Raw genomic sequence first — 16,752 nt, 5'->3', positions numbered from 1 at the left:
ACTCCCGGCCCATGTTCCGCATCGTCCTCGTCCACCCCGAGATCCCGCCCAACACCGGCAACGTCATCCGGCTGGCGGCCAACACGGGCTGCGAACTCCACCTGATCGAACCGCTCGGCTTCTCGATGGAGGACCGCCTGCTGCAGCGCGCGGGCCTGGACTATCACGAGTACGCCCGCGTGCAGCGCCACGCCGACTGGGCGGGCTTCCTCGCCGCCGAGGCGCCCGATCCGACGCGGCAGTTCGCCTTCACGACGCGAGGCAGCCGCCCGCTGGCCGACGTCGCCTGGCGGGCGGGCGACTGGCTGGTCTTCGGCAGCGAAACCGCCGGCCTGCCGGCCGCCCTGCGCGACGCCTTTCCCGACAGGCAACGCGTGCGGCTGCCGATGCGGCCCGGCCAGCGCAGCCTCAACCTCAGCAACAGCGTCGCGGTCGCCGTGTTCGAGGCCTGGCGGCAGAACGGCTACGCTGGCGGCGGCTGAAGCTACTCGGCCCGCGCCTCGCGGCCCATCAGCACGTCGACGGCCTGTGCGGCCAGAAGGCGCCCCTCCAGCAGCGCCACCATGGCCTCGGTGATCGGCATCTCGACGCCGGCAGCCCGCGCCCGCGCCAGCACGGTCGGCGCGCTGTAGACGCCTTCGGCCACATGGCCGAGTTGCTGCAGGATCCGTTGCAGCGCCAGGCCCTGGGCGAGCATGAGCCCCACCCGCCGGTTGCGCGACAGGTCACCCGTGGCCGTCAACACCAGGTCGCCCAGCCCCGACAGGCCCATGAAGGTCTCGGTCCGCGCGCCAAGGGCCAGGCCCAGACGCAGCATCTCGGCCAGGCCACGCGTGATGAGCGCCGCACGCGCGTTCAGCCCTGGCGCATCGGGCGCGGAACCCGACAGGCCATCGCAGACACCCACGGCAATCGCCATCACATTCTTCACCGCGCCGCCCACCTCCACGCCGACCGGGTCGGCCGAGGTGTAGACGCGCAGCCGCTCGCCGTGGAAGGCGTCGACGGCGGCGCGGGCGAGATCGGCATCGTCGCTGGCCGCCACCAGGGCCGTCGGCCGGCCGGCGGCCACTTCCTGAGCGAAGCTCGGGCCCGACAGCACCCCGACACGCATGCCGGGCCGCAGCTCGCGCGCAATCTCATGGCCGAGGCGACCCGTGCCGGCCTCGAAGCCCTTGCACAGCCAGAGCACGCGCTGCGTCTCAGGCAGCGCGGCGAGCGTTCCACGCAGGCCGGACATCGGTGTCGCAATGATGGCCAGACCGCCGTCGGCATGGCGCAGCGCCCGTGCGAAATCGTGCGTCAGTCCCAGGGCCGGGGGCAGTTCGCTGTCGGGCAGATAGGCCGTGTTGCGGCGGCTGGAGCACATGCGCTCGATGGCGGCGGCATCCCGCCCCCAGAGCTGCACCTCATGCCCCGCCTTGGCCGCCTGGATGGCCAGGGCCGTACCCCAAGCGCCGGCCCCGAGCACGCTGATTCTCATCGTTGTCATGCGCAGCAGTGTCCACGAATCGGATAGGGGTCCGCCATTGTCGGTCGAGCCTCTCGCATGCCGCGAACGTGCGGGTCCACACAGCGCAGCATTGCGCGGGCCACGCGGGCCACGCGGGCCACGCGGGCCATTTTCCCTGAGACAGATCCGAAGCTCGATTGATGGCCATCCGCGGCGCCTGGCGCGTCGCCGCCATTCAGAACGCGTTCATGTCAAGCGCTCAATACTGGGTTCATCGATTACTCCACCACCGGAGCCGACCATGCATCACGAACTGCGCCGCTTCCTCTCCCGCTTCATCGGCACCGTCGTCTTGGCGCTGATTGCCGTGATCTCCGTTGCCTTCCTATCGATGCCGATCAGCCTGAATCGCCATCCCGGCGAAGCTGTCCCGGTCGACCTGCCGTCCAGGCACATGACCTGAGGCTTCATTCCGTGCCCCTCAGCCCGGAGCGGAGGGCGCCACCTTCTCGTGGTCTCCATCCGGGCGGCTCCAGGGGTCCACATGGGTCATCAGGTTCAACACGCGGTGGCGCTGCATGACGCGACGCCGTGCTTCAACGGCGATGTCATGGCCGGCTTCGACGGTCAGTGAGGCATCCACCTCGATGTGGGCGTCGACCACCACCATGTCGCCCATCTTGCGGGTGCGGATGTCATGGACCCCCTCGACGCCGGCCGTCTCGGCGAGCGTTTGACGGATGGCGGCGACCTCCTCTTCGTCGACGGCACGATCCATCAGGTCGTGCAGTGCATCCCAGCCGAATTCCCAACCCATCTTGGTGACCATGAAGCCGACAATGGCGGCGGCGATGGGATCCAGGATGGGGTAGCCAGCCAAGTTGCCGATGATGCCCAGACCCACCACCAGGGACGACGCGGCATCCGAGCGGGCGTGCCACGCATTGGCCACCAGCATGCTGGACTTGACCCGCTTGGCCACGGCAAGCATGTAGCGGAACAGCAGCTCCTTGGCCGTCAGCGCACCCAATGCGACCCAGAGCGCTGCCATATGTACCTGGGGGATGGCGTCCGGCCGCTCCAGCTTGACGACGGCGGACCACAGCATGCCCAGGCCCACGGCCAGCAGCAGCAGGCCCAGCACGAGAGAAGCCGCTGTTTCGTAGCGATGGTGGCCGTAAGGGTGGTCCTCGTCGGCGTCCTTCTGGCTGTGATGATTGGCCAGGAGCACGACGAAGTCGGCGATGAGGTCCGACAGCGAGTGCACGCCATCGGCCACCAGGCCCTGGGATTTGGTCAGCACGCCGGCGACGATCTGCGTAGACGTGAGCGCCAGGTTGACGCCCACGCTGACCCAGGTGCTTCGCGAGGCCGCAGCCGCACGTTCGCCACTGGTGCGCTCGCTTGCTTCTGAATCTTCGGGAAACTGGTTGATCACGAGGTCTCGGTCGTCGGACGACGCGGGCAAGGCAAAGGCGACAGGATAGTTCGCCGCGCCTGAACCCTCGATGAACGGTCGGCGCGTGACCGCCCCGGTTGGGAAGGGACGCCGGCACCAGCTCGAGGCAGACGTGCGATCCATCGCCCTAAGGGCCGAATGGTAAATCTCGTATCGATATCTACATTCATGTATTGTTCTCTACATGACTAGTTCCGATCCAGACTGGCTGCTGCTGGTCCTGTCCCTCCCGACCTCCGGCGCCACCGCGCGGATGCGCATCTGGCGGGGCCTCAAGTCGCTGGGCTGTGCGGCGCTGCGCGACGGGGCATACCTTTTGCCATCCGAGGCTGAGCGAGAGCGGGCTCTGCAGGCCCTGGCCGACGACTGCTTGCGTGAAGGTGGCAATGCCTGGCTGATGAGGGTCGAGCCTCGCTCCGTCGACGAGACCCTCGCCCTGCGCCAGCTCTTTGACCGTCACGAGGACTACGCCGAACTCCGCAAGTCGTGGAAAGAGGCCCATGCAACGGTCGGCCACCTCGGCCCTGCGGAGCTGACACGACTGCAGCGCAAGCTGCGGCGTGAGTTCGATGCACTCCGGGCGATCGACTTCTTTCCGGGAGAGGCGTCGATGGAGGCAGAGGCCGACTGGGTGGTATTCAACCAGCGCGTTGAAGGCATCCTGTCGCCGGACGAACCGCAGGAAACCGAAGGCGGCATTCCGCGGCTGCAGATCGCCGACTACCAGGGCCAGGTCTGGGCCACCCGGCGAAGGCTCTGGGTTGACCGGGTGGCCAGCGCCTGGCTGATCCGCCGGTTCATCGACAGGCAGGCGCGCTTTCAGTGGCTGGCCAAGCCCTCGGACTGCCCCAAGCGAGCCTTGGGTTTCGACTTCGACGGCGCGGCCTTCACCCATGTCGGCAACCGCGTCACTTTCGAGACGTTGATCGCCAGCTTCGGCCTGGAGGCCGACGCGGCGCTGATGCGCCTGGCGACCCTCGTCCACTCGCTCGACGTGGGCGGCGACCCGGTGCCGGAGGCCCGGGGCTTCGAGGCCGTGATGTCCGGCGCCCGCGAGCGGCTGACTGATGACGACGCGCTGCTGGACGAGATGGGCCAGGTCCTCGACTCCCTGTACGCCCACTTCCGGCGCGACGCCGCTGACCCCAAGCACAGGAGCGCTCGCCGATGAACGAGATCGTGGGCGACAACCCGGCGCCGCCCCGCTACACCCTGTGGCAGATGGTGCGCTACATGATAACCCTGGGGGCCTGGGGCTTCGGTGGCCCCGTGGCGCTGGTGGGCTACATGTACCGCGACCTGGTGGAGAAGCGCGGCTGGATTTCGGAGGCCGAGTACAAGGAAGGCATGGCCCTGGCCCAGTTGATGCCCGGGCCGCTGGCGGCCCAGCTCGCGATCTACCTGGGCTACGTGCACTACCGCGTGCTTGGCGCCACGCTGGTGGGCGCCGCCTTCGTGCTGCCGTCCTTCTTCATGGTGGTCGCCATCGGCGCCGCCTACACAGCCTTCGGCGGCATCGGCTGGATGCAGGCCGTGTTCTATGGCGTCGGCGCCTCGGTCATCGGCATCATCGCGATGAGCGCCTACAAGCTCACCACGAAGAACATCGGCAAGGACAAGCTGCTCTGGGCCATCTTCGCGGTCAGCGCCGCGGTGACCGTCATCACCAAGTCCGAGGTCGTCTGGGTCTTCCTCGGCGCTGGCGCGCTGGTCTGGCTGCTGCGTGCACCACCGGGTTGGGCCACCAAAGGCAAGGTGAACAGCGCGGCGGCCCCGCTGGCCGCGTTCTTTGCGATGGACAACCTGGACTGGCACAAGCTCGGCCAGATCGGCGCCTACTTCGCCTATGCGGGCAGCTTCGTCTTCGGCAGCGGCCTGGCCATCGTGCCCTTCCTGTACGGCGGCGTGGTCCAGGAGTACCACTGGCTCAACGACCGGCAATTCGTCGACGCCGTGGCGGTGGCCATGATCACGCCGGGTCCCGTGGTCATCACGACGGGCTTCATCGGCTTCCTGGTGTCCGGCTTCTGGGGCGCGGTCGTCGCCGCAGCGGGCACCTTCATACCCTGCTATCTCTTCACCATCCTGCCGGCCCCGTATTTCAAGAGGCACGGCAAGCGCCCGGGCATCGTGGCCTTCGTGGACGGCGTGACGGCGGCGGCCATCGGCGCGATCACGGGAGCCGTCATCGTCATCGGCCAGCGCTCCATCAGCGATGTCGCGACTGCCGTGCTGGCCCTCGTCACGGTTGCCGTGCTGTGGCGCTTCAAGAAGCTGCCGGAGCCCGTCGTCGTGGCCGTGGCGGCTCTTGCCGGGCTGGCGCTCCACCCCCTTGCCCACCTCTGACTCCACCGGAGCATTCATGGACCTGCAGACCGTCCCGTTGCCCTTTGATCCCACGAGCCTGCGAGGCCTCTCCGAGAAGCTGATCGTCAGCCACCACCAGAACAATTACACCGGCGCCGCGAAGCGGCTGAATGCGATCCGCAAGCAGTTGGGCGAGCTGGCCGTCGGCCAGGCACCGGGATTCCAGCTCAATGGCCTGAAGCGCGAAGAGCTGATCGCCACCAACTCCGTGCTGCTGCATGAGCTGTACTTCGCCAGCCTGGGCGGAGACGGCGTCACGATGGCACCGGCCATGACGTTGGCCCTGGACGCCAACTTCGGCAGCGTCGAGCGATGGCGCGAGGAGTTCGTGGCCTGCGCCAAGGCCTTGGGCGGCGGCTCCGGCTGGGTGCTGTTGGTCTTCCAGCCGCGCGAGGGCGCGTTGGTGAACCAGTGGGCGGCAGACCATACCCACGCCGTCGCCGGCGGCGTACCCATCCTCGCGCTGGACATGTACGAGCATGCCTACCACCTGGACCACGGTGCCGCCGCCGGGGGGTATGTGGACGCCTTCATGGACAACATCGACTGGGAAGGCGTCTACGAACGCTATCAAGCCGCGGTCCAGGGAGCCAGCGAGCCGCTGGCAGCGGATGCGGATGCGCTCAAGGGTGCGATGGTGCTCGATGTGCGGCGCCGGGGCGCCTACGAGCAAGCCACGTCCATGATCCCCGGTGCACTGTGGCGGGATCCGATGACGGTCGGCACCTGGGCCGCTGAACTGCCCGCTGACCAACCGGTGGTCGTGTACTGCGTGTACGGCCATGAGGTGGGCCGATCGACGGCGATGCGGCTTCGAGCCGCCGGCCGCAATGCGCGCTTCCTGGCGGGCGGCATCGATGGCTGGGCATCTGCCGGCCGCGCCACCGTGGACAAGCCTGCGGGATGAGCCATGTGAAAACGCCCCGCACGGGCGGGGCGTCGTGGCCGCAAGAAGCGCGGCGTTTCAGTTGACCGACTGGCCGCCCTGGGCGGCGCGCTGGGCCTGCTGGGCCTCGAACATGGCCTGGAAGTTCACCTCGGTCAGCAGCACGGGCGGGAAGCCGGCGCGGGTGCAGACGTCCGACACGATGGCGCGCAGGTAGGGGTAGACCATCTGCGGGCAGACGATGCCGAGGATGCCCTCGACCTGGTCCTGCGGCACGTTGCGGATCTCGAAGATGCCGGCCTGCTTGGCCTCGACGAGGAACAGGGTCTTGTCGCCGACCTTGGTGTTGACGGTGGCCGTCACGCAGACTTCGAAGATGCCGTCGGTGACGTTCTCGGCCGACAGGGTCAGGTTGATGTCGACCTGGGGCTGCTGCTGCTCCAGCAGGATGTGGGGCGCGTTGGGCTGCTCCAGCGACAGGTCCTTCAGGTACATGCGCTGGATCTGGAACACCGGGGTGCCGGCTTCGGCGGATTGGATGTCGTCGGCCATGGGGGCGGTTCTTTCAAAAGACAAGCCCGCGAGCGGCGTGCTGCGGGCGGCATCGCGGATTATCGGCGCTCGGCCGTGACAACCCCGTGGGGCTTGCCCGGCCTTGAATTCCGGGCCGTCGCCCGGAGGTCCTCAGGAGGACTGCAGCAGGGGCATCAAGCCGCCCCGCTGGTCCAGGGCAACGAGGTCATCGCAGCCACCGACGTGGGTGTCGCCGATGAAGATCTGCGGCACGGTGCGGCGGCCGGTCATGTTCATCATGGCTTCACGCTCGGCCGGATCGAGATCGACACGGATCTCCTCGATCTCCGCCACGCCGCGCTGCTTCAGCAGCATCTTGGCGCGGATGCAGTAGGGGCAGACCAAGGTCGTGTACATCTTGACGGGGGCCATCGCCGGATCTCCTTGCGCAACTCAGGGCGGACTGCCGCTCAGGCGGAGCGTTCGACCGGCAGGTTGGCCTCCCGCCAGGCCTTGAGGCCGCCTGCCAGCACGCGGGCCTTTTCGTAGCCCAGCTTGCGCAGCATGCCTGCGGCGCGGCCGGCGCGCGCGCCGGTCGGGCACACCAACACCAGCGGCAGGGCCTTGTTGGAAGGCAACGACTTGTGGCCCTCGATCTGCCCGAAGGGGATGTTGCGCGAGCCGACGGCGTGCGCCTTGGCGTATTCCTCGGGCTCGCTGACGTCGATCAGCACGCCCTTCTCGCGGTTCACCAACTGCACGGCCTCGGCCGCGCTGACGCCCGCACCTTGGGAGCCCGATACCAGCAGGGGCCACAGCAGCATGCCGCCCGACACCAGGGCGGCGACGACCAGAAACCAGTTCTCGATCAGGAAGTTCAAGCAAGCATCCCGTGCAGTTCAACGAAGCCCGGCATTATCGCCGCAGCCGATAATCCGCCGCCTTCCATCACCTGTGCGCCCTGCCCCATGTACAAGCTCGTCCTCATCCGCCACGGCGAATCGACCTGGAACCTGGAAAACCGCTTCACCGGCTGGACCGACGTGGACCTCACGCCCACGGGCGTCGAGCAGGCCAAGACCTCGGGCCGGCTGCTGAAGGAGGCTGGCTACGACTTCGACATCGCCTACACCTCGGTGCTCAAGCGCGCCGTCTGGACGCTGTGGCACTGCCTGGACCAGATGGACCGCACATGGCTGCCGGTGCGCCACAGCTGGCGCCTGAACGAGCGCCACTACGGCGCCCTGCAAGGTCTGAACAAGGCCGACATGGCCAAGCAATACGGCGACGAACAGGTGCTGATCTGGCGCCGCAGCTACGACACGCCGCCGCCGGCTCTGGAAGCGACCGACCCGCGCAGCGAGCGCGGCGACCGCCGCTACGCCGGCCTGAAGGACGGCGAGGTGCCCCTGACAGAATGCCTGAAGGACACGGTCGCCCGGGTACTACCGTTCTGGAACGACACGATCGCGCCGACGATCAAGTCGGGCCAACGCGTGCTGATCGCCGCGCATGGCAACAGCATCCGCGCACTGGTGAAGTACCTGGACAACATCGCCGACGACGCCATCGTCGGCGTCAACATCCCCAACGGCATCCCGCTGGTGTACGAGCTGGACGCCGACCTCAAGCCCATCAAGAGCTACTACCTGGGCGATCCGGAAGCGGCGGCGAAGGCGGCGGCGGCGGTGGCAGCGCAGGGCAAGGCGTGAGGATGCGGACCGGAGCGTCTGGCTGACGGGCGGTGCATTTTTCGGGTTGCTCTTGCTGAGAGCTCTTGCAACTTGGCGCTTTGGTTTGCTGGGTTGCTTTGCGTCAAGCCTTTGCAACTCGGGGCCGGTTTTTGGTCGGGTTGCGTTTACATGGAGCCTTTGCGACTCTCTGCACCGCCGCGGGAATCCGCGGCATTATGGGTGAGCCACCCCTAGCAGAATCAAGCACTTAGTGCTTGGTTGGTCGCTATAGATGCCTTCCGTGGCCGCCGTAGCCCGGCTCTGCCGCGTCAGGCAATGAGCGCTTCCACGCCCTTGGACTCGACCAACTGCAGCAGCTTTGCGGCTGCGCCGCTTGGATGCTTGTCCGCGGACGGAGACTCCCATTTTTGAACTGTCGAGACGCTCACGTTCAGGAACGAAGCGAAGACAGCCTGACTCATCTTGGCGATGGTCGTGCGAACGGAAACGACTCGGTCTGGCGTATAGACGGGAGGTTCCGCACAGAGGGCCCGCACCTTGGCCATGTTCGTCTTCGACATGACGCCGTACCCGTTGAGGTCCTCGGCGGTCTCCAGCAACTCGCGGAGCATGCGAGCCTCTTCACTGCTTCTCTTTGGCATTGCAAATCTCCTTCAATTTGCCGTCGGTGGCCATTGTTTCCAGTTGGGCAATCGGCATCTTGCTGAGGTCCGATGCGATGGTCTTGGCGGCTTCGACCACCACATCGGAGAAGTCTGGTCCAGGTTCGTTCTTCTCTCTTCCGACGAGGAAGATGATGGCCGCTGCGTGTTGCTTGGCTACAAGCGTTCGAGTGCCCCCACTCTTGCCTTTCCCCGAGACAGCGATGCGCTTCTTGCACACCCCTTGTCCAAGGTCAGCCTCGTACACGCCTTGCTCGATTTCGCGGGCTGCAGCACAGAGAAGCGCATCAGTCAGGACCTTCTTCGCCCATCGGTCGAACGACTTGGTCTTGAATACTCTCTTGCGCTTCATCTTGCCGGCACAGTGTAGCACACAGTGCTACAGTATCAGAAGTTTGTCCTTGGTAGAGGCGCTCTAAACCCAGCACCCTCTGCGTCAAACGCCAAGAAGTGCCCCGAGGCTACCCGCTGCGCGCTCGCCGCTGTCACTATCCGGAGCGCCACACGTCGGACCTTCACGCCGCTTAACGCCGGCTGCACGCCGGCTGTGGCGTGCAGGGCCCGCACATGGCCTGAAGCTGCCTCGAAGCGGCCCAGCCACTTGTTGCCCGTCTTGGGGCTGATGCCGAACTGGCGACACAGCGCACCCGCGTTGGCACCCTCCTGGCGGGCCGGGTGCACGAATTCTTGACGCAGGGACACGGTGTTGTTCTCCGTCCAGACCATGGGCTTCTTCCGGGGCTACGAAACCCCGAAAGCGTTACCCATGTCCTGGCACACCCATTACCTATGTCCCCTGTCTGTACAGCGCCGACAGACATAAGTTACCCGCCCTCGCGGGACGGATCCGCGGCGGTGCACCGGGTTGCAAAGGCTCTCAGCAAAAGCAACGCAAGCCCCCTCTACCCCAACGCCCTGCCCACCTCTGCCATCACCTCATCCACGTCCACCCACCCCGGCTGCCGCCTCATCAGCGTCACTGTCGACCCCCACGGCGCCCAGCGGCCCGGGTCGACCGGCCCCCAGATGCTGAGGAGCCGGGCGCCGACACCCGCGGCCATGTGGGCCGGCCCGGTGTCGTTGGCCACCACCACCCCGGCCAGCTGCAGCAGGGCGTTGTAGACGCCGAGGCCCACGCCATCGAGCCGGATGGCGTCGGGGTAGAGCGCCTTGGCCCCCTCCACCTCGGCCGGCCCCGGCACGATGACGACCTGGCGGCCCGCCGCATGCGCGCGGCGAACGAAGTCCGGGAACACCGGCCAGCTGCGGTCGAGGAACTCCACGCGCCCGTTGGCGAACGGGCAGATCAGCACATAGCCCGCACCCACGCCATGCCCGGCCAGCAGGGAGCGCGCGGCATCACGCTGCGCCTCGCTGACCTTCATCCCGATGTCGATGGGCGGCTCGGCCTGCACGCCGAGGAAATCGCAGGCCAGCTCCCAATACTCGACCAGGGTGTGGCGTCCTTCGCGGCGTGGCAGGCCGCGGCGCAGCAGCCAGGTGCGCCCATCTCCGGCATGGCCCTCGGCCTTCAGGCCGGCCAGGCGCGCATCCAGCGCCGCCGAGAACGCGTAGGGAAAAAGCAGGGCGTTGGAGCGCCGGTCGAAGCCGGGGTCCTCGGCGCGCAGTTGCCTGCGTAGATCGCGCAACTGGCCTATGCGCTCGGAAAGCCCGTTGGGCCGTACATGCACGCGCCAGCCCTCCGCCTCCAGCAGGCCGCGCGCCCAGCCCTTGCCCACGAGCTCTAGCCGCCAGCCGTGCTGCTCCAGCAGGCGCAACGCCGGCACGCTCAGCACCGTGTCGCCAACGAAATTGCGCAAACGGACGATCAGCGGGCGGCCTTCTATCATCGATGGGTCTCTTCTCAGGTGGCGCGGGATTTTCCACCCCATTCATGAACTCACTGCCCTCTTCCGCCGAAGTCATCGCCTTGCACGATGCGGCACTGGCCCATGCCCCGGTCGCGGTCGACGCCGACGACCTGCGAGGCTGGATCGCCGTCAACCACTTCCACAACCGCAGCCTCTGGGCCCAGGAAGACCTGGCCCGCCGCACGCAGGCGCCCGACGCCGAGATCGTGGCCAACAAGCGCGCCATCGACCGCCACAACCAGGCCCGCAACGACGCCATCGAGCGCATCGACGAGTTCCTGCTCTCGGCCCTCGGCCTCGTGGACCCGTCGACCCTTGCCACCGCCCTGCCCCGCTCGACCGTGCCCGCGGGCGCGCGGCTCAACAGCGAGACGGCCGGCTCCATGCTCGACCGCATTTCCATCCTCGGCCTCAAGATCGCCGCGATGCGCGAGCAGACGCTGCGCCGCGACGTCGACGATGCCCATCGCCAGGCCTGCAGCGAGCGGTTGCAGCGCCTCGTCCAGCAACGTGCCGACCTGGGCGCCTGCTACGACGAGCTGCTGGCCGACTCGCGCGCCGGCCGGGCCTACTTCAAGGTGTATCGGCAGTTCAAGATGTACAACGACCCGCGGCTCAATCCCGCCCTCGTGGCCGAGTCCAAGTGATCCCTGCGCGCTTCGCCGCCAACCTCGACTGGCTCTACACGGACCGGCCCTACCTCGAGCGGCCGCAGGCGGCGCGCGAAGACGGCTTCGCCACCGTCGAGCTGCAGCAGCCCCATCTGCACGATGCCGGCGCCCTGGCCGAGCGCCTGAGCGGGTTGAGCGTCGCCTTGATGAATGCGCCGGCCGGCGACTGGGCGGCCGGGGAGCGCGGCTTCGCGGCCCTGCCGGGGCAGCAGGCGCGCTTCCGCGAGGCGACGCTGCGCGGCCTGGAGCTGGCGGCCTGGCTGGGCGCGCCGCGCCTGCATCTGCTGTCCGGGCTGGCGGAAGACGGGGCCGAGACCCGCGCGACCTGGCTGGACAACCTCGGCTGGGCCGCCGAGCAGGCGGGCGACATCACGCTCACCGTGGAGCCCATCAACCGCATCGACATGCCCGGCTACTTCCTGCACCGCCAGGCCCAGGCACTGGCCCTGCTGGCCGACCTCGCCTCGCCGCGCGTGGCGCTGCAGCTCGACCTCTACCATTGCCGTCGCACGGAAGGCGAGTCCCTGAGCCACCTGGGCTGCGCTCTGGACCTCGGCCTGCTCGGCCATGTCCAGGTGGCCGGTGTCGATGGCCGCCATGAACCCGGGCGCGCCGAATACGCCGCCGAGCTGGCCCTGCTCGACGAATGCGGCTGGGCCGGTACGGTCGGCCTGGAATACCGGCCTCGCGGCGACACCTCCGCAGGCCTGGCCTGGCTCACAGCCGCGCGCTGATCGCCTCGCGCAAGGCCTCGCCGAGGGCGCGCCGGTCCTGCTCCTGCGGCTCGACACTCGGCAGGATCTGCACCTCGATGCCCAGGCCGCGCGCCGAGGCGATGCGCCACAGGCTTTGCGCCAGCGTCGTCTCGCCGATGAAGCGTGCCGCCGGACTGAAGCGTTCGCCCGGCTCGAACCAGCGCAGCACCACGGGCAGCACCGGCGCACCGGTGGACACCGCCGCCTGCAGCAGGTTGGCGTGAAAAGGCAGCAGCTGCGGGCCGGCGCCGGTCGTGCCCTCGGGAAAGACGGCCACGCAGTCACCGGCCTGCAGGGCCGCCGCCGTCTGGTGGACGACGCGCAGGGCGTCGCGCTTGCTGCTGCGCTCGATGAACAGCGTGCCCGCTCCCTCGGCCAGGGAGCCGACCAGCGGCCAGTGCTTCACGTCGGCCTTGGAGACGAAGCGCGCCTGGGGCAGCACGGCATGCACGGCCGCGATGTCCAGCCAGGAGACGTGGTTGGCGACGATGAGATGACCCGCCGGCAGCGCCTGGCCTTGCGCGCGCAGCGCGATGCCGAGGATGCGCAGGGTCTTGAGCGACCACCACTGCACGAGGCCGTGCTTCTCGGCGGCCGTCAGCAGGTCGAAGCGCCGTCTGACGATCCACAGCCCGTGCAGCACATGGGGCGCGAGCCGGGCCAGGCGCCAGGCGGCGACCAGGGCACGCATCAGGCCTCGTAGGCGACGTGGCCGGCCACCAGGGTGCAGCGCACCCGCGCCGGCAGCTCGAAGCCGCTGCGCGAGAACTCGAAGGGCGTGTGCTTGCCCTGGCTGGCCAACTGCTCGGGGGTCACGGCCCAGCTCGCACCGGCGTCGAAGACGCAGACGTCCGCCACGCCGCCCTCGACGAGCCGGCCCGCGCTCGCGGCCAGGGAGCCGAGGGCGCCGCCGAGCACCCGCACCGGCTCGGCGGTGACGACCGCGAGGGCCCGGTGCAGCGGCAGACCCGAGTCCTGGGCCCAGCGCATGGCCAGGCTCAGCAGCAGCTCCAGGCCGGTGGCGCCCGGCGTGGCTTCGGCGAAGGGCACGGCCTTCTCGTCGGTCGTGAGCGGCATGTGATCGGACACCAGGGCGTCGATCGTGCCGTCCGCCAGGCCCGCGCGCAGCGCGTCGCGGTCGCGGCCCTGGCGCAGCGGAGGCGTCAGCCGCATGGCGGAGTCGAAGTAGCCGATGTCCACGTCGCTCAGGTGCAGGGAGTTGATGGAGACATCGGCCGTGACAGGCAGGCCTTCGCGCTTGGCGGCCCGCACGATGTCGACGCCTGCGGCGCTGGAGAGGCGGCACAGGTGCACACGGGCCCCGGTCGTGCGCACCAGCTCCAGGATGGTGTGCAGGGCCACCGTCTCGGCACTGACAGGCACGCCGGACAGTCCCAGCCGCGTGGCGACGGCGCCGCTGGCGGCCACGCCTCCGCCCAGCCAGGCGTCCTGGGGACGCAGCCAGACGGTGTAGCCGTAGGTGGCGGCGTACTGCAGGGCGCGGTGCAGCACCAGGGTGTCGCGGATCGGCGCGTCGGCCTGCGAGAAGCCGATGCAGCCGGCCTCGGTCAGCTCGGCCATCTCGGTCAGGGCGGCGCCCTCGAGCTGGCGCGTCAGGGCGCCGAGCGGGAAGAGGCGACAGCGGCTGAGCTTGCGGGCACGGAACTTCAGCATCTCGACCAGGCCCGGCTCGTCCAGCACGGGGTCGGTGTCGGGCGGGCAGACGAGACTGGTCACGCCGCCGGCGGCGGCCGCGGCGAGTTCGCTTTCGAGCAGGCCCTCATGCTCGTGGCCGGGCTCGCGCAGCCGCGCGCAGAGGTCGACGAGGCCCGGCGCAACGACGAGGCCGGCGGCATCGACGGTACGGTCGGCGCCGAAGTCCGCCACATCGCCCAGGCCGACGATGCGGCCGTTGGCGATGGCGACATCGCCGACACGGTCCAGGCCGGAGGCCGGGTCCAGAAGGCGGCCGTTCTTGATCAGGATCTTCGTGCTCATGCTTCGTTCCCTGCGAGGATGGCCATCACCGCCATCCGGACGGCGATGCCGAAGGTGACCTGCGGCAGGATGACGCTGCTCTTGCCGTCGGCCACTTCGGAGGCGATCTCCACGCCGCGGTTGATGGGCCCCGGGTGCATGACGATGGCGTCGGGCTTGGCCAGGGCCAGCTTCTCCGGCGTCAGGCCGAAGTGCTTGAAGAACTCGCCGCTGCTGGGCAGCATGGCGCCGTTCATGCGCTCGTTCTGCAGGCGCAGCATGATGATGACGTCGGCGTCCTTCACGCCCTCGGCCATGTCGTGGCAGACGCGCACGCCCATCTCGCGCAGGTCGCCGGGCACCAGGGTCTTGGGGCCGACGGCGCGGACCTCGGGCACGCCGAGGATGTTGAGGGCGTGGATGTCGCTGCGGGCCACCCGCGAATGCACGATGTCGCCGACGATGGCGACCGTCAGGTTTCGGAAGTCCTTCTTGAAGTGCCGGATCGTGTACATGTCCAGCAGGCCCTGCGTCGGATGGGCGTGGCGACCGTCGCCGGCGTTGACCACGTGCACGTGGGGCGCGCAGTGCTGGGCGATGAGATGGGGCGCGCCGCTCTCGCTGTGGCGCACGACGAACATGTCGGCGTGCATGGCGCTGAGGTTGGCCACCGTGTCGAGCAGGGTCTCGCCCTTGGCCGTGGAGCTGCGGGCGATGTCGAGGTTGAGCACGTCGGCCGACAGGCGCTTGGCGGCGATCTCGAAGGTGGTGCGGGTGCGGGTGCTGTTCTCGAAGAACAGGTTGAACACCGACTTGCCGCGCAGCAGCGGCACCTTCTTGACCTCGCGGTCGTTGACGGAGAGGAAGCTGCCGGCCGTGTCCAGGATCTGCTCGATGACCGCGCGCGGCAGGCCTTCGATGGACAGCAGGTGGATGAGTTCGCCGTGCTTGTTCAGCTGGGGGTTGCGTTTGGAGAGCATCACTTCACCTCGAAGCGGAAGCGGCCGTCGTCGGCACGGGCGAGGCGCAGGCTCTGGCCGGCGTCCAGCGTCACGCGCGCGGCCGAGAAGGCCGGCTCGATGGGCAGCTGGCGCCCGCCGCGGTCCACCAGCACGGCGAGCTGCACGCGCGCCGGGCGGCCGAAGTCGAAAAGCTCGTTGAGCACCGCCCGCGTCGTGCGGCCGGTGTAGAGCACGTCGTCGATGAGGAGGATGTCGCGGCCGTTGACGTCGAAGGGCAGCGTGGTGTGGTCGGCCTTGGCCAGGCCCCGGGAGCCGAAGTCGTCCCGGTGCAGGGCGCTGGAGATGGTGCCGGAGGCCAGGCCGAGATCGGTCGCCAGCCGCTCGGCCAGCCAGGCCCCGCCGCTCCAGATGCCGACGAGGGCGGTGTCGGGCGTCAGCAGCCGCTGCACGCCCCGCTTGAGCTCGAGGTACAGGGCCTCGGCATCCAACTTGAGGTCGCTCATGGGTGTTCTCGGAAAAACTGTTCAAGGATGAGCGCGGCTGCGGCGGCATCGACGTCGCCCGCGCCTTCGCCCTCCGCTTCGACGCTGGTGTAGCGCTCGTCCACCTCGAAGACCGGCAGGTGGTGGCGGCCGGCGAGCCGGCGGCCGAAGGCCTGGGCCTTGGTGGTCATGTCGTGCGGCGCGCCGTCGGGGTGTCGCGGCACGCCGATGACGAGGGCGTCGGGCTGCCAGGTCTTCACGAGGGCGGCGATGGCGTCGAAGTCGCCGCCCCGGACCGTGCCGCGCGGCTCGGCCACGCCGAGCATCCGCGTGCCCGAGGCCACGCCGATGCGGCGCAGGCCGAAATCGAAAGCGAGAAAGGATTGGTGGGCCGGCGTGAGGGCGGATGCCGACATCACGCGTGGCCCGCGTCCAGGCTGAGCATGCGCGGGTCGATGCCCAGCAGGCCCAGGGCCTTCTCGTAGCGCTGCTCGACCGGCGTGTCGAAGATGATCTCCGGCGTCGCGTCGACGGTGAGCCAGCCGTTGCGGCCGATCTCCTCCTCGAGCTGGCCGGCGGCCCAGCCGCTGTAGCCCAGCGTGACGAGGAGCTTGCGCGGACCGGCGCCGTTGGACAGCGCCTCCAGCACGTCGCGGCTGGTGGTCATCTCGAGGCCGCCGGGCACAGCCAGGGTGGCGTTGTAGTGACCGCCCTGGGCGTCCAGCGGCTCGTGCAGCACGAAGCCGCGGTCGGTCTGCACGGGGCCGCCGTAAAAGACCGGCGTGTCGGCCAGCGGCTCGGCCGGCGGGCTGAGCTCGACCTTCTCGAACAGCGTGCCCAGCGTCAGCGAGATGGGCTTGTTGATCACCAGGCCCAGGGCGCCGTTGTCGTTGTGCTCGCACAGATAGACCACCGTGCCCGCGAAGGCCTCGTCGGCCATGCCGGGCATGGCGATGAGGAACTGGTTGGTCAGGGAGATCCGGTCGGCGGCCATGAACGC

At 68.6% G+C, this 16,752-nt stretch carries 22 protein-coding genes; 8 read left to right on the top strand and 14 right to left on the bottom strand.

Annotated elements, in window-relative coordinates:
• The first annotated feature begins 11 nt into the window (after positions 1-11).
• Entirely contained in the window at positions 12-482 is a 471-nt protein-coding gene (gene trmL / locus LXT12_RS14015) for a tRNA (uridine(34)/cytosine(34)/5-carboxymethylaminomethyluridine(34)-2'-O)-methyltransferase TrmL (protein ID WP_233392803.1), read from the top strand.
• A 2-nt stretch (positions 483-484) separates the two neighbouring features.
• On the opposite strand, the gene LXT12_RS14010 is transcribed toward trmL, so the two are convergent.
• Positions 485-1,483 (bottom strand): NAD(P)H-dependent glycerol-3-phosphate dehydrogenase, encoded by a 999-nt coding sequence (locus tag LXT12_RS14010; RefSeq protein WP_233392983.1) that lies wholly within the window; start codon positions 1,481-1,483, stop codon positions 485-487.
• 271 nt (positions 1,484-1,754) lie between these two features.
• Between LXT12_RS14010 and LXT12_RS14005 the strand changes: the two genes are divergently transcribed.
• Positions 1,755-1,916, top strand: a complete 162-nt coding sequence (locus LXT12_RS14005) for a hypothetical protein (RefSeq protein WP_233392802.1) — start codon at positions 1,755-1,757, stop codon at positions 1,914-1,916.
• An 18-nt stretch (positions 1,917-1,934) separates the two neighbouring features.
• On the opposite strand, the gene LXT12_RS14000 is transcribed toward LXT12_RS14005, so the two are convergent.
• Positions 1,935-3,035, bottom strand: coding sequence for a cation diffusion facilitator family transporter (locus LXT12_RS14000; protein WP_233392801.1), 1,101 nt, complete (start codon positions 3,033-3,035; stop codon positions 1,935-1,937).
• Positions 3,036-3,096: 61 nt separating this feature from the next.
• On the opposite strand from LXT12_RS14000, the gene LXT12_RS13995 reads away from it, so the two are divergent.
• Genes LXT12_RS13995 through LXT12_RS13985 form a run of 3 tightly spaced genes read left to right on the top strand, consistent with a single transcriptional unit; the run spans position 3,097 to position 6,186 of the window.
• Positions 3,097-4,083 carry a chromate resistance protein ChrB domain-containing protein gene (locus LXT12_RS13995; protein ID WP_233392800.1) on the top strand — a complete coding sequence of 329 codons (987 nt, stop codon included), beginning with the start codon at positions 3,097-3,099 and terminating at the stop codon, positions 4,081-4,083.
• The gene (locus tag LXT12_RS13990; RefSeq protein ID WP_233392799.1) at positions 4,080-5,258 is read left to right on the top strand and encodes a chromate transporter; all 1,179 of its coding nucleotides are present in this window, start codon (positions 4,080-4,082) and stop codon (positions 5,256-5,258) included. Before LXT12_RS13995 ends, LXT12_RS13990 begins: the two co-directional genes overlap by 4 nt.
• Positions 5,259-5,274: 16 nt before the next feature.
• The gene (locus LXT12_RS13985; protein ID WP_233392798.1) at positions 5,275-6,186 is read left to right on the top strand and encodes a Fe-Mn family superoxide dismutase; all 912 of its coding nucleotides are present in this window, start codon (positions 5,275-5,277) and stop codon (positions 6,184-6,186) included.
• Between the two features lie 57 nt (positions 6,187-6,243).
• Here the strand turns inward: LXT12_RS13985 and secB are convergent, their stop codons facing one another.
• The 3 genes from secB to LXT12_RS13970 all read right to left on the bottom strand — a co-directional run bounded on the left by secB (position 6,244) and on the right by LXT12_RS13970 (position 7,559).
• Positions 6,244-6,717 carry a protein-export chaperone SecB gene (gene secB / locus LXT12_RS13980; RefSeq protein WP_233392797.1) on the bottom strand — a complete coding sequence of 158 codons (474 nt, stop codon included), beginning with the start codon at positions 6,715-6,717 and terminating at the stop codon, positions 6,244-6,246.
• A 132-nt stretch (positions 6,718-6,849) separates the two neighbouring features.
• Positions 6,850-7,110 (bottom strand): glutaredoxin 3, encoded by a 261-nt coding sequence (gene grxC, locus LXT12_RS13975; RefSeq protein WP_233392796.1) that lies wholly within the window; start codon positions 7,108-7,110, stop codon positions 6,850-6,852.
• A 38-nt stretch (positions 7,111-7,148) separates the two neighbouring features.
• The gene (locus LXT12_RS13970; protein ID WP_233392795.1) at positions 7,149-7,559 is read right to left on the bottom strand and encodes a rhodanese-like domain-containing protein; all 411 of its coding nucleotides are present in this window, start codon (positions 7,557-7,559) and stop codon (positions 7,149-7,151) included.
• Between the two features lie 87 nt (positions 7,560-7,646).
• Here LXT12_RS13970 and gpmA point away from each other — a divergent pair, with 87 nt between their 5' ends.
• Entirely contained in the window at positions 7,647-8,390 is a 744-nt protein-coding gene (gene gpmA / locus LXT12_RS13965) for a 2,3-diphosphoglycerate-dependent phosphoglycerate mutase (RefSeq protein WP_233392794.1), read from the top strand.
• Between the two features lie 290 nt (positions 8,391-8,680).
• Here gpmA and LXT12_RS13960 read toward each other — a convergent pair whose 3' ends face one another.
• The 3 genes from LXT12_RS13960 to LXT12_RS13945 form a co-directional block, all read right to left on the bottom strand.
• On the bottom strand, positions 8,681-8,983 hold the full coding sequence (locus LXT12_RS13960; RefSeq protein WP_233392793.1) for a helix-turn-helix domain-containing protein: 303 nt from the start codon (positions 8,981-8,983) through the stop codon (positions 8,681-8,683).
• A 10-nt stretch (positions 8,984-8,993) separates the two neighbouring features.
• Positions 8,994-9,386: a type II toxin-antitoxin system RelE/ParE family toxin gene (locus tag LXT12_RS13955; protein ID WP_233392792.1), complete on the bottom strand. Its 393-nt coding sequence runs from the start codon at positions 9,384-9,386 to the stop codon at positions 8,994-8,996.
• A gap of 550 nt (positions 9,387-9,936) precedes the next feature.
• A complete protein-coding gene (locus LXT12_RS13945; RefSeq protein WP_233392791.1) occupies positions 9,937-10,884 on the bottom strand; it encodes a glycosyltransferase family 9 protein in 948 nt (315 codons plus the stop codon).
• 44 nt (positions 10,885-10,928) lie between these two features.
• Between LXT12_RS13945 and LXT12_RS13940 the strand changes: the two genes are divergently transcribed.
• Positions 10,929-11,552 carry a DUF4254 domain-containing protein gene (locus tag LXT12_RS13940; RefSeq protein WP_233392790.1) on the top strand — a complete coding sequence of 208 codons (624 nt, stop codon included), beginning with the start codon at positions 10,929-10,931 and terminating at the stop codon, positions 11,550-11,552.
• Positions 11,549-12,310 (top strand): hydroxypyruvate isomerase family protein, encoded by a 762-nt coding sequence (locus LXT12_RS13935; RefSeq protein ID WP_233392789.1) that lies wholly within the window; start codon positions 11,549-11,551, stop codon positions 12,308-12,310. The genes LXT12_RS13940 and LXT12_RS13935 overlap by 4 nt, the downstream gene beginning before the upstream one ends.
• Here the strand turns inward: LXT12_RS13935 and LXT12_RS13930 are convergent.
• The 6 genes from LXT12_RS13930 to LXT12_RS13905 are packed head-to-tail and all read right to left on the bottom strand — an operon-like array spanning position 12,294 to position 16,746.
• The gene (locus LXT12_RS13930; protein ID WP_233392788.1) at positions 12,294-13,022 is read right to left on the bottom strand and encodes a lysophospholipid acyltransferase family protein; all 729 of its coding nucleotides are present in this window, start codon (positions 13,020-13,022) and stop codon (positions 12,294-12,296) included. The two genes, LXT12_RS13935 and LXT12_RS13930, sit on opposite strands and share 17 nt — an antisense overlap.
• On the bottom strand, positions 13,022-14,329 hold the full coding sequence (locus LXT12_RS13925; RefSeq protein ID WP_233392787.1) for a dihydroorotase: 1,308 nt from the start codon (positions 14,327-14,329) through the stop codon (positions 13,022-13,024). The genes LXT12_RS13930 and LXT12_RS13925 overlap by 1 nt, the downstream gene beginning before the upstream one ends.
• Complete coding sequence (locus tag LXT12_RS13920) at positions 14,326-15,288, bottom strand: aspartate carbamoyltransferase catalytic subunit (protein ID WP_233392786.1); 963 nt, start codon at positions 15,286-15,288, stop codon at positions 14,326-14,328. Before LXT12_RS13920 ends, LXT12_RS13925 begins: the two co-directional genes overlap by 4 nt.
• Entirely contained in the window at positions 15,288-15,773 is a 486-nt protein-coding gene (gene pyrR, locus LXT12_RS13915) for a bifunctional pyr operon transcriptional regulator/uracil phosphoribosyltransferase PyrR (RefSeq protein WP_233392785.1), read from the bottom strand. The genes LXT12_RS13920 and pyrR overlap by 1 nt, the downstream gene beginning before the upstream one ends.
• The gene (gene ruvX / locus LXT12_RS13910; RefSeq protein WP_233392784.1) at positions 15,770-16,168 is read right to left on the bottom strand and encodes a Holliday junction resolvase RuvX; all 399 of its coding nucleotides are present in this window, start codon (positions 16,166-16,168) and stop codon (positions 15,770-15,772) included. Before ruvX ends, pyrR begins: the two co-directional genes overlap by 4 nt.
• Positions 16,168-16,746 (bottom strand): YqgE/AlgH family protein, encoded by a 579-nt coding sequence (locus tag LXT12_RS13905; RefSeq protein ID WP_233392783.1) that lies wholly within the window; start codon positions 16,744-16,746, stop codon positions 16,168-16,170. The genes ruvX and LXT12_RS13905 overlap by 1 nt, the downstream gene beginning before the upstream one ends.
• Positions 16,747-16,752: the final 6 nt, after the last annotated feature.

The organism is Pelomonas caseinilytica (assembly GCF_021353235.1).
Lineage (GTDB): Bacteria > Pseudomonadota > Gammaproteobacteria > Burkholderiales > Burkholderiaceae_C > Pelomonas > Pelomonas caseinilytica.
This window is presented reverse-complemented; position numbering and strand designations above follow the sequence as displayed.

Coding starts and splice junctions, on each gene's coding strand:
- trmL (WP_233392803.1), top strand. CDS start 12: ATGTTCCGCATCGTCCTCGTCCACCCCGAGATCCCGCCCAACACCGGC.
- LXT12_RS14010 (WP_233392983.1), bottom strand. CDS start 1,483: ATGAGAATCAGCGTGCTCGGGGCCGGCGCTTGGGGTACGGCCCTGGCC.
- LXT12_RS14005 (WP_233392802.1), top strand. CDS start 1,755: ATGCATCACGAACTGCGCCGCTTCCTCTCCCGCTTCATCGGCACCGTC.
- LXT12_RS14000 (WP_233392801.1), bottom strand. CDS start 3,035: ATGGATCGCACGTCTGCCTCGAGCTGGTGCCGGCGTCCCTTCCCAACC.
- LXT12_RS13995 (WP_233392800.1), top strand. CDS start 3,097: ATGACTAGTTCCGATCCAGACTGGCTGCTGCTGGTCCTGTCCCTCCCG.
- LXT12_RS13990 (WP_233392799.1), top strand. CDS start 4,080: ATGAACGAGATCGTGGGCGACAACCCGGCGCCGCCCCGCTACACCCTG.
- LXT12_RS13985 (WP_233392798.1), top strand. CDS start 5,275: ATGGACCTGCAGACCGTCCCGTTGCCCTTTGATCCCACGAGCCTGCGA.
- secB (WP_233392797.1), bottom strand. CDS start 6,717: ATGGCCGACGACATCCAATCCGCCGAAGCCGGCACCCCGGTGTTCCAG.
- grxC (WP_233392796.1), bottom strand. CDS start 7,110: ATGGCCCCCGTCAAGATGTACACGACCTTGGTCTGCCCCTACTGCATC.
- gpmA (WP_233392794.1), top strand. CDS start 7,647: ATGTACAAGCTCGTCCTCATCCGCCACGGCGAATCGACCTGGAACCTG.
- LXT12_RS13960 (WP_233392793.1), bottom strand. CDS start 8,983: ATGCTCCGCGAGTTGCTGGAGACCGCCGAGGACCTCAACGGGTACGGC.
- LXT12_RS13955 (WP_233392792.1), bottom strand. CDS start 9,386: ATGAAGCGCAAGAGAGTATTCAAGACCAAGTCGTTCGACCGATGGGCG.
- LXT12_RS13945 (WP_233392791.1), bottom strand. CDS start 10,884: ATGATAGAAGGCCGCCCGCTGATCGTCCGTTTGCGCAATTTCGTTGGC.
- LXT12_RS13940 (WP_233392790.1), top strand. CDS start 10,929: ATGAACTCACTGCCCTCTTCCGCCGAAGTCATCGCCTTGCACGATGCG.
- LXT12_RS13930 (WP_233392788.1), bottom strand. CDS start 13,022: ATGCGTGCCCTGGTCGCCGCCTGGCGCCTGGCCCGGCTCGCGCCCCAT.
- LXT12_RS13925 (WP_233392787.1), bottom strand. CDS start 14,329: ATGAGCACGAAGATCCTGATCAAGAACGGCCGCCTTCTGGACCCGGCC.
- LXT12_RS13920 (WP_233392786.1), bottom strand. CDS start 15,288: ATGCTCTCCAAACGCAACCCCCAGCTGAACAAGCACGGCGAACTCATC.
- pyrR (WP_233392785.1), bottom strand. CDS start 15,773: ATGAGCGACCTCAAGTTGGATGCCGAGGCCCTGTACCTCGAGCTCAAG.
- ruvX (WP_233392784.1), bottom strand. CDS start 16,168: ATGTCGGCATCCGCCCTCACGCCGGCCCACCAATCCTTTCTCGCTTTC.
- LXT12_RS13905 (WP_233392783.1), bottom strand. CDS start 16,746: ATGGCCGCCGACCGGATCTCCCTGACCAACCAGTTCCTCATCGCCATG.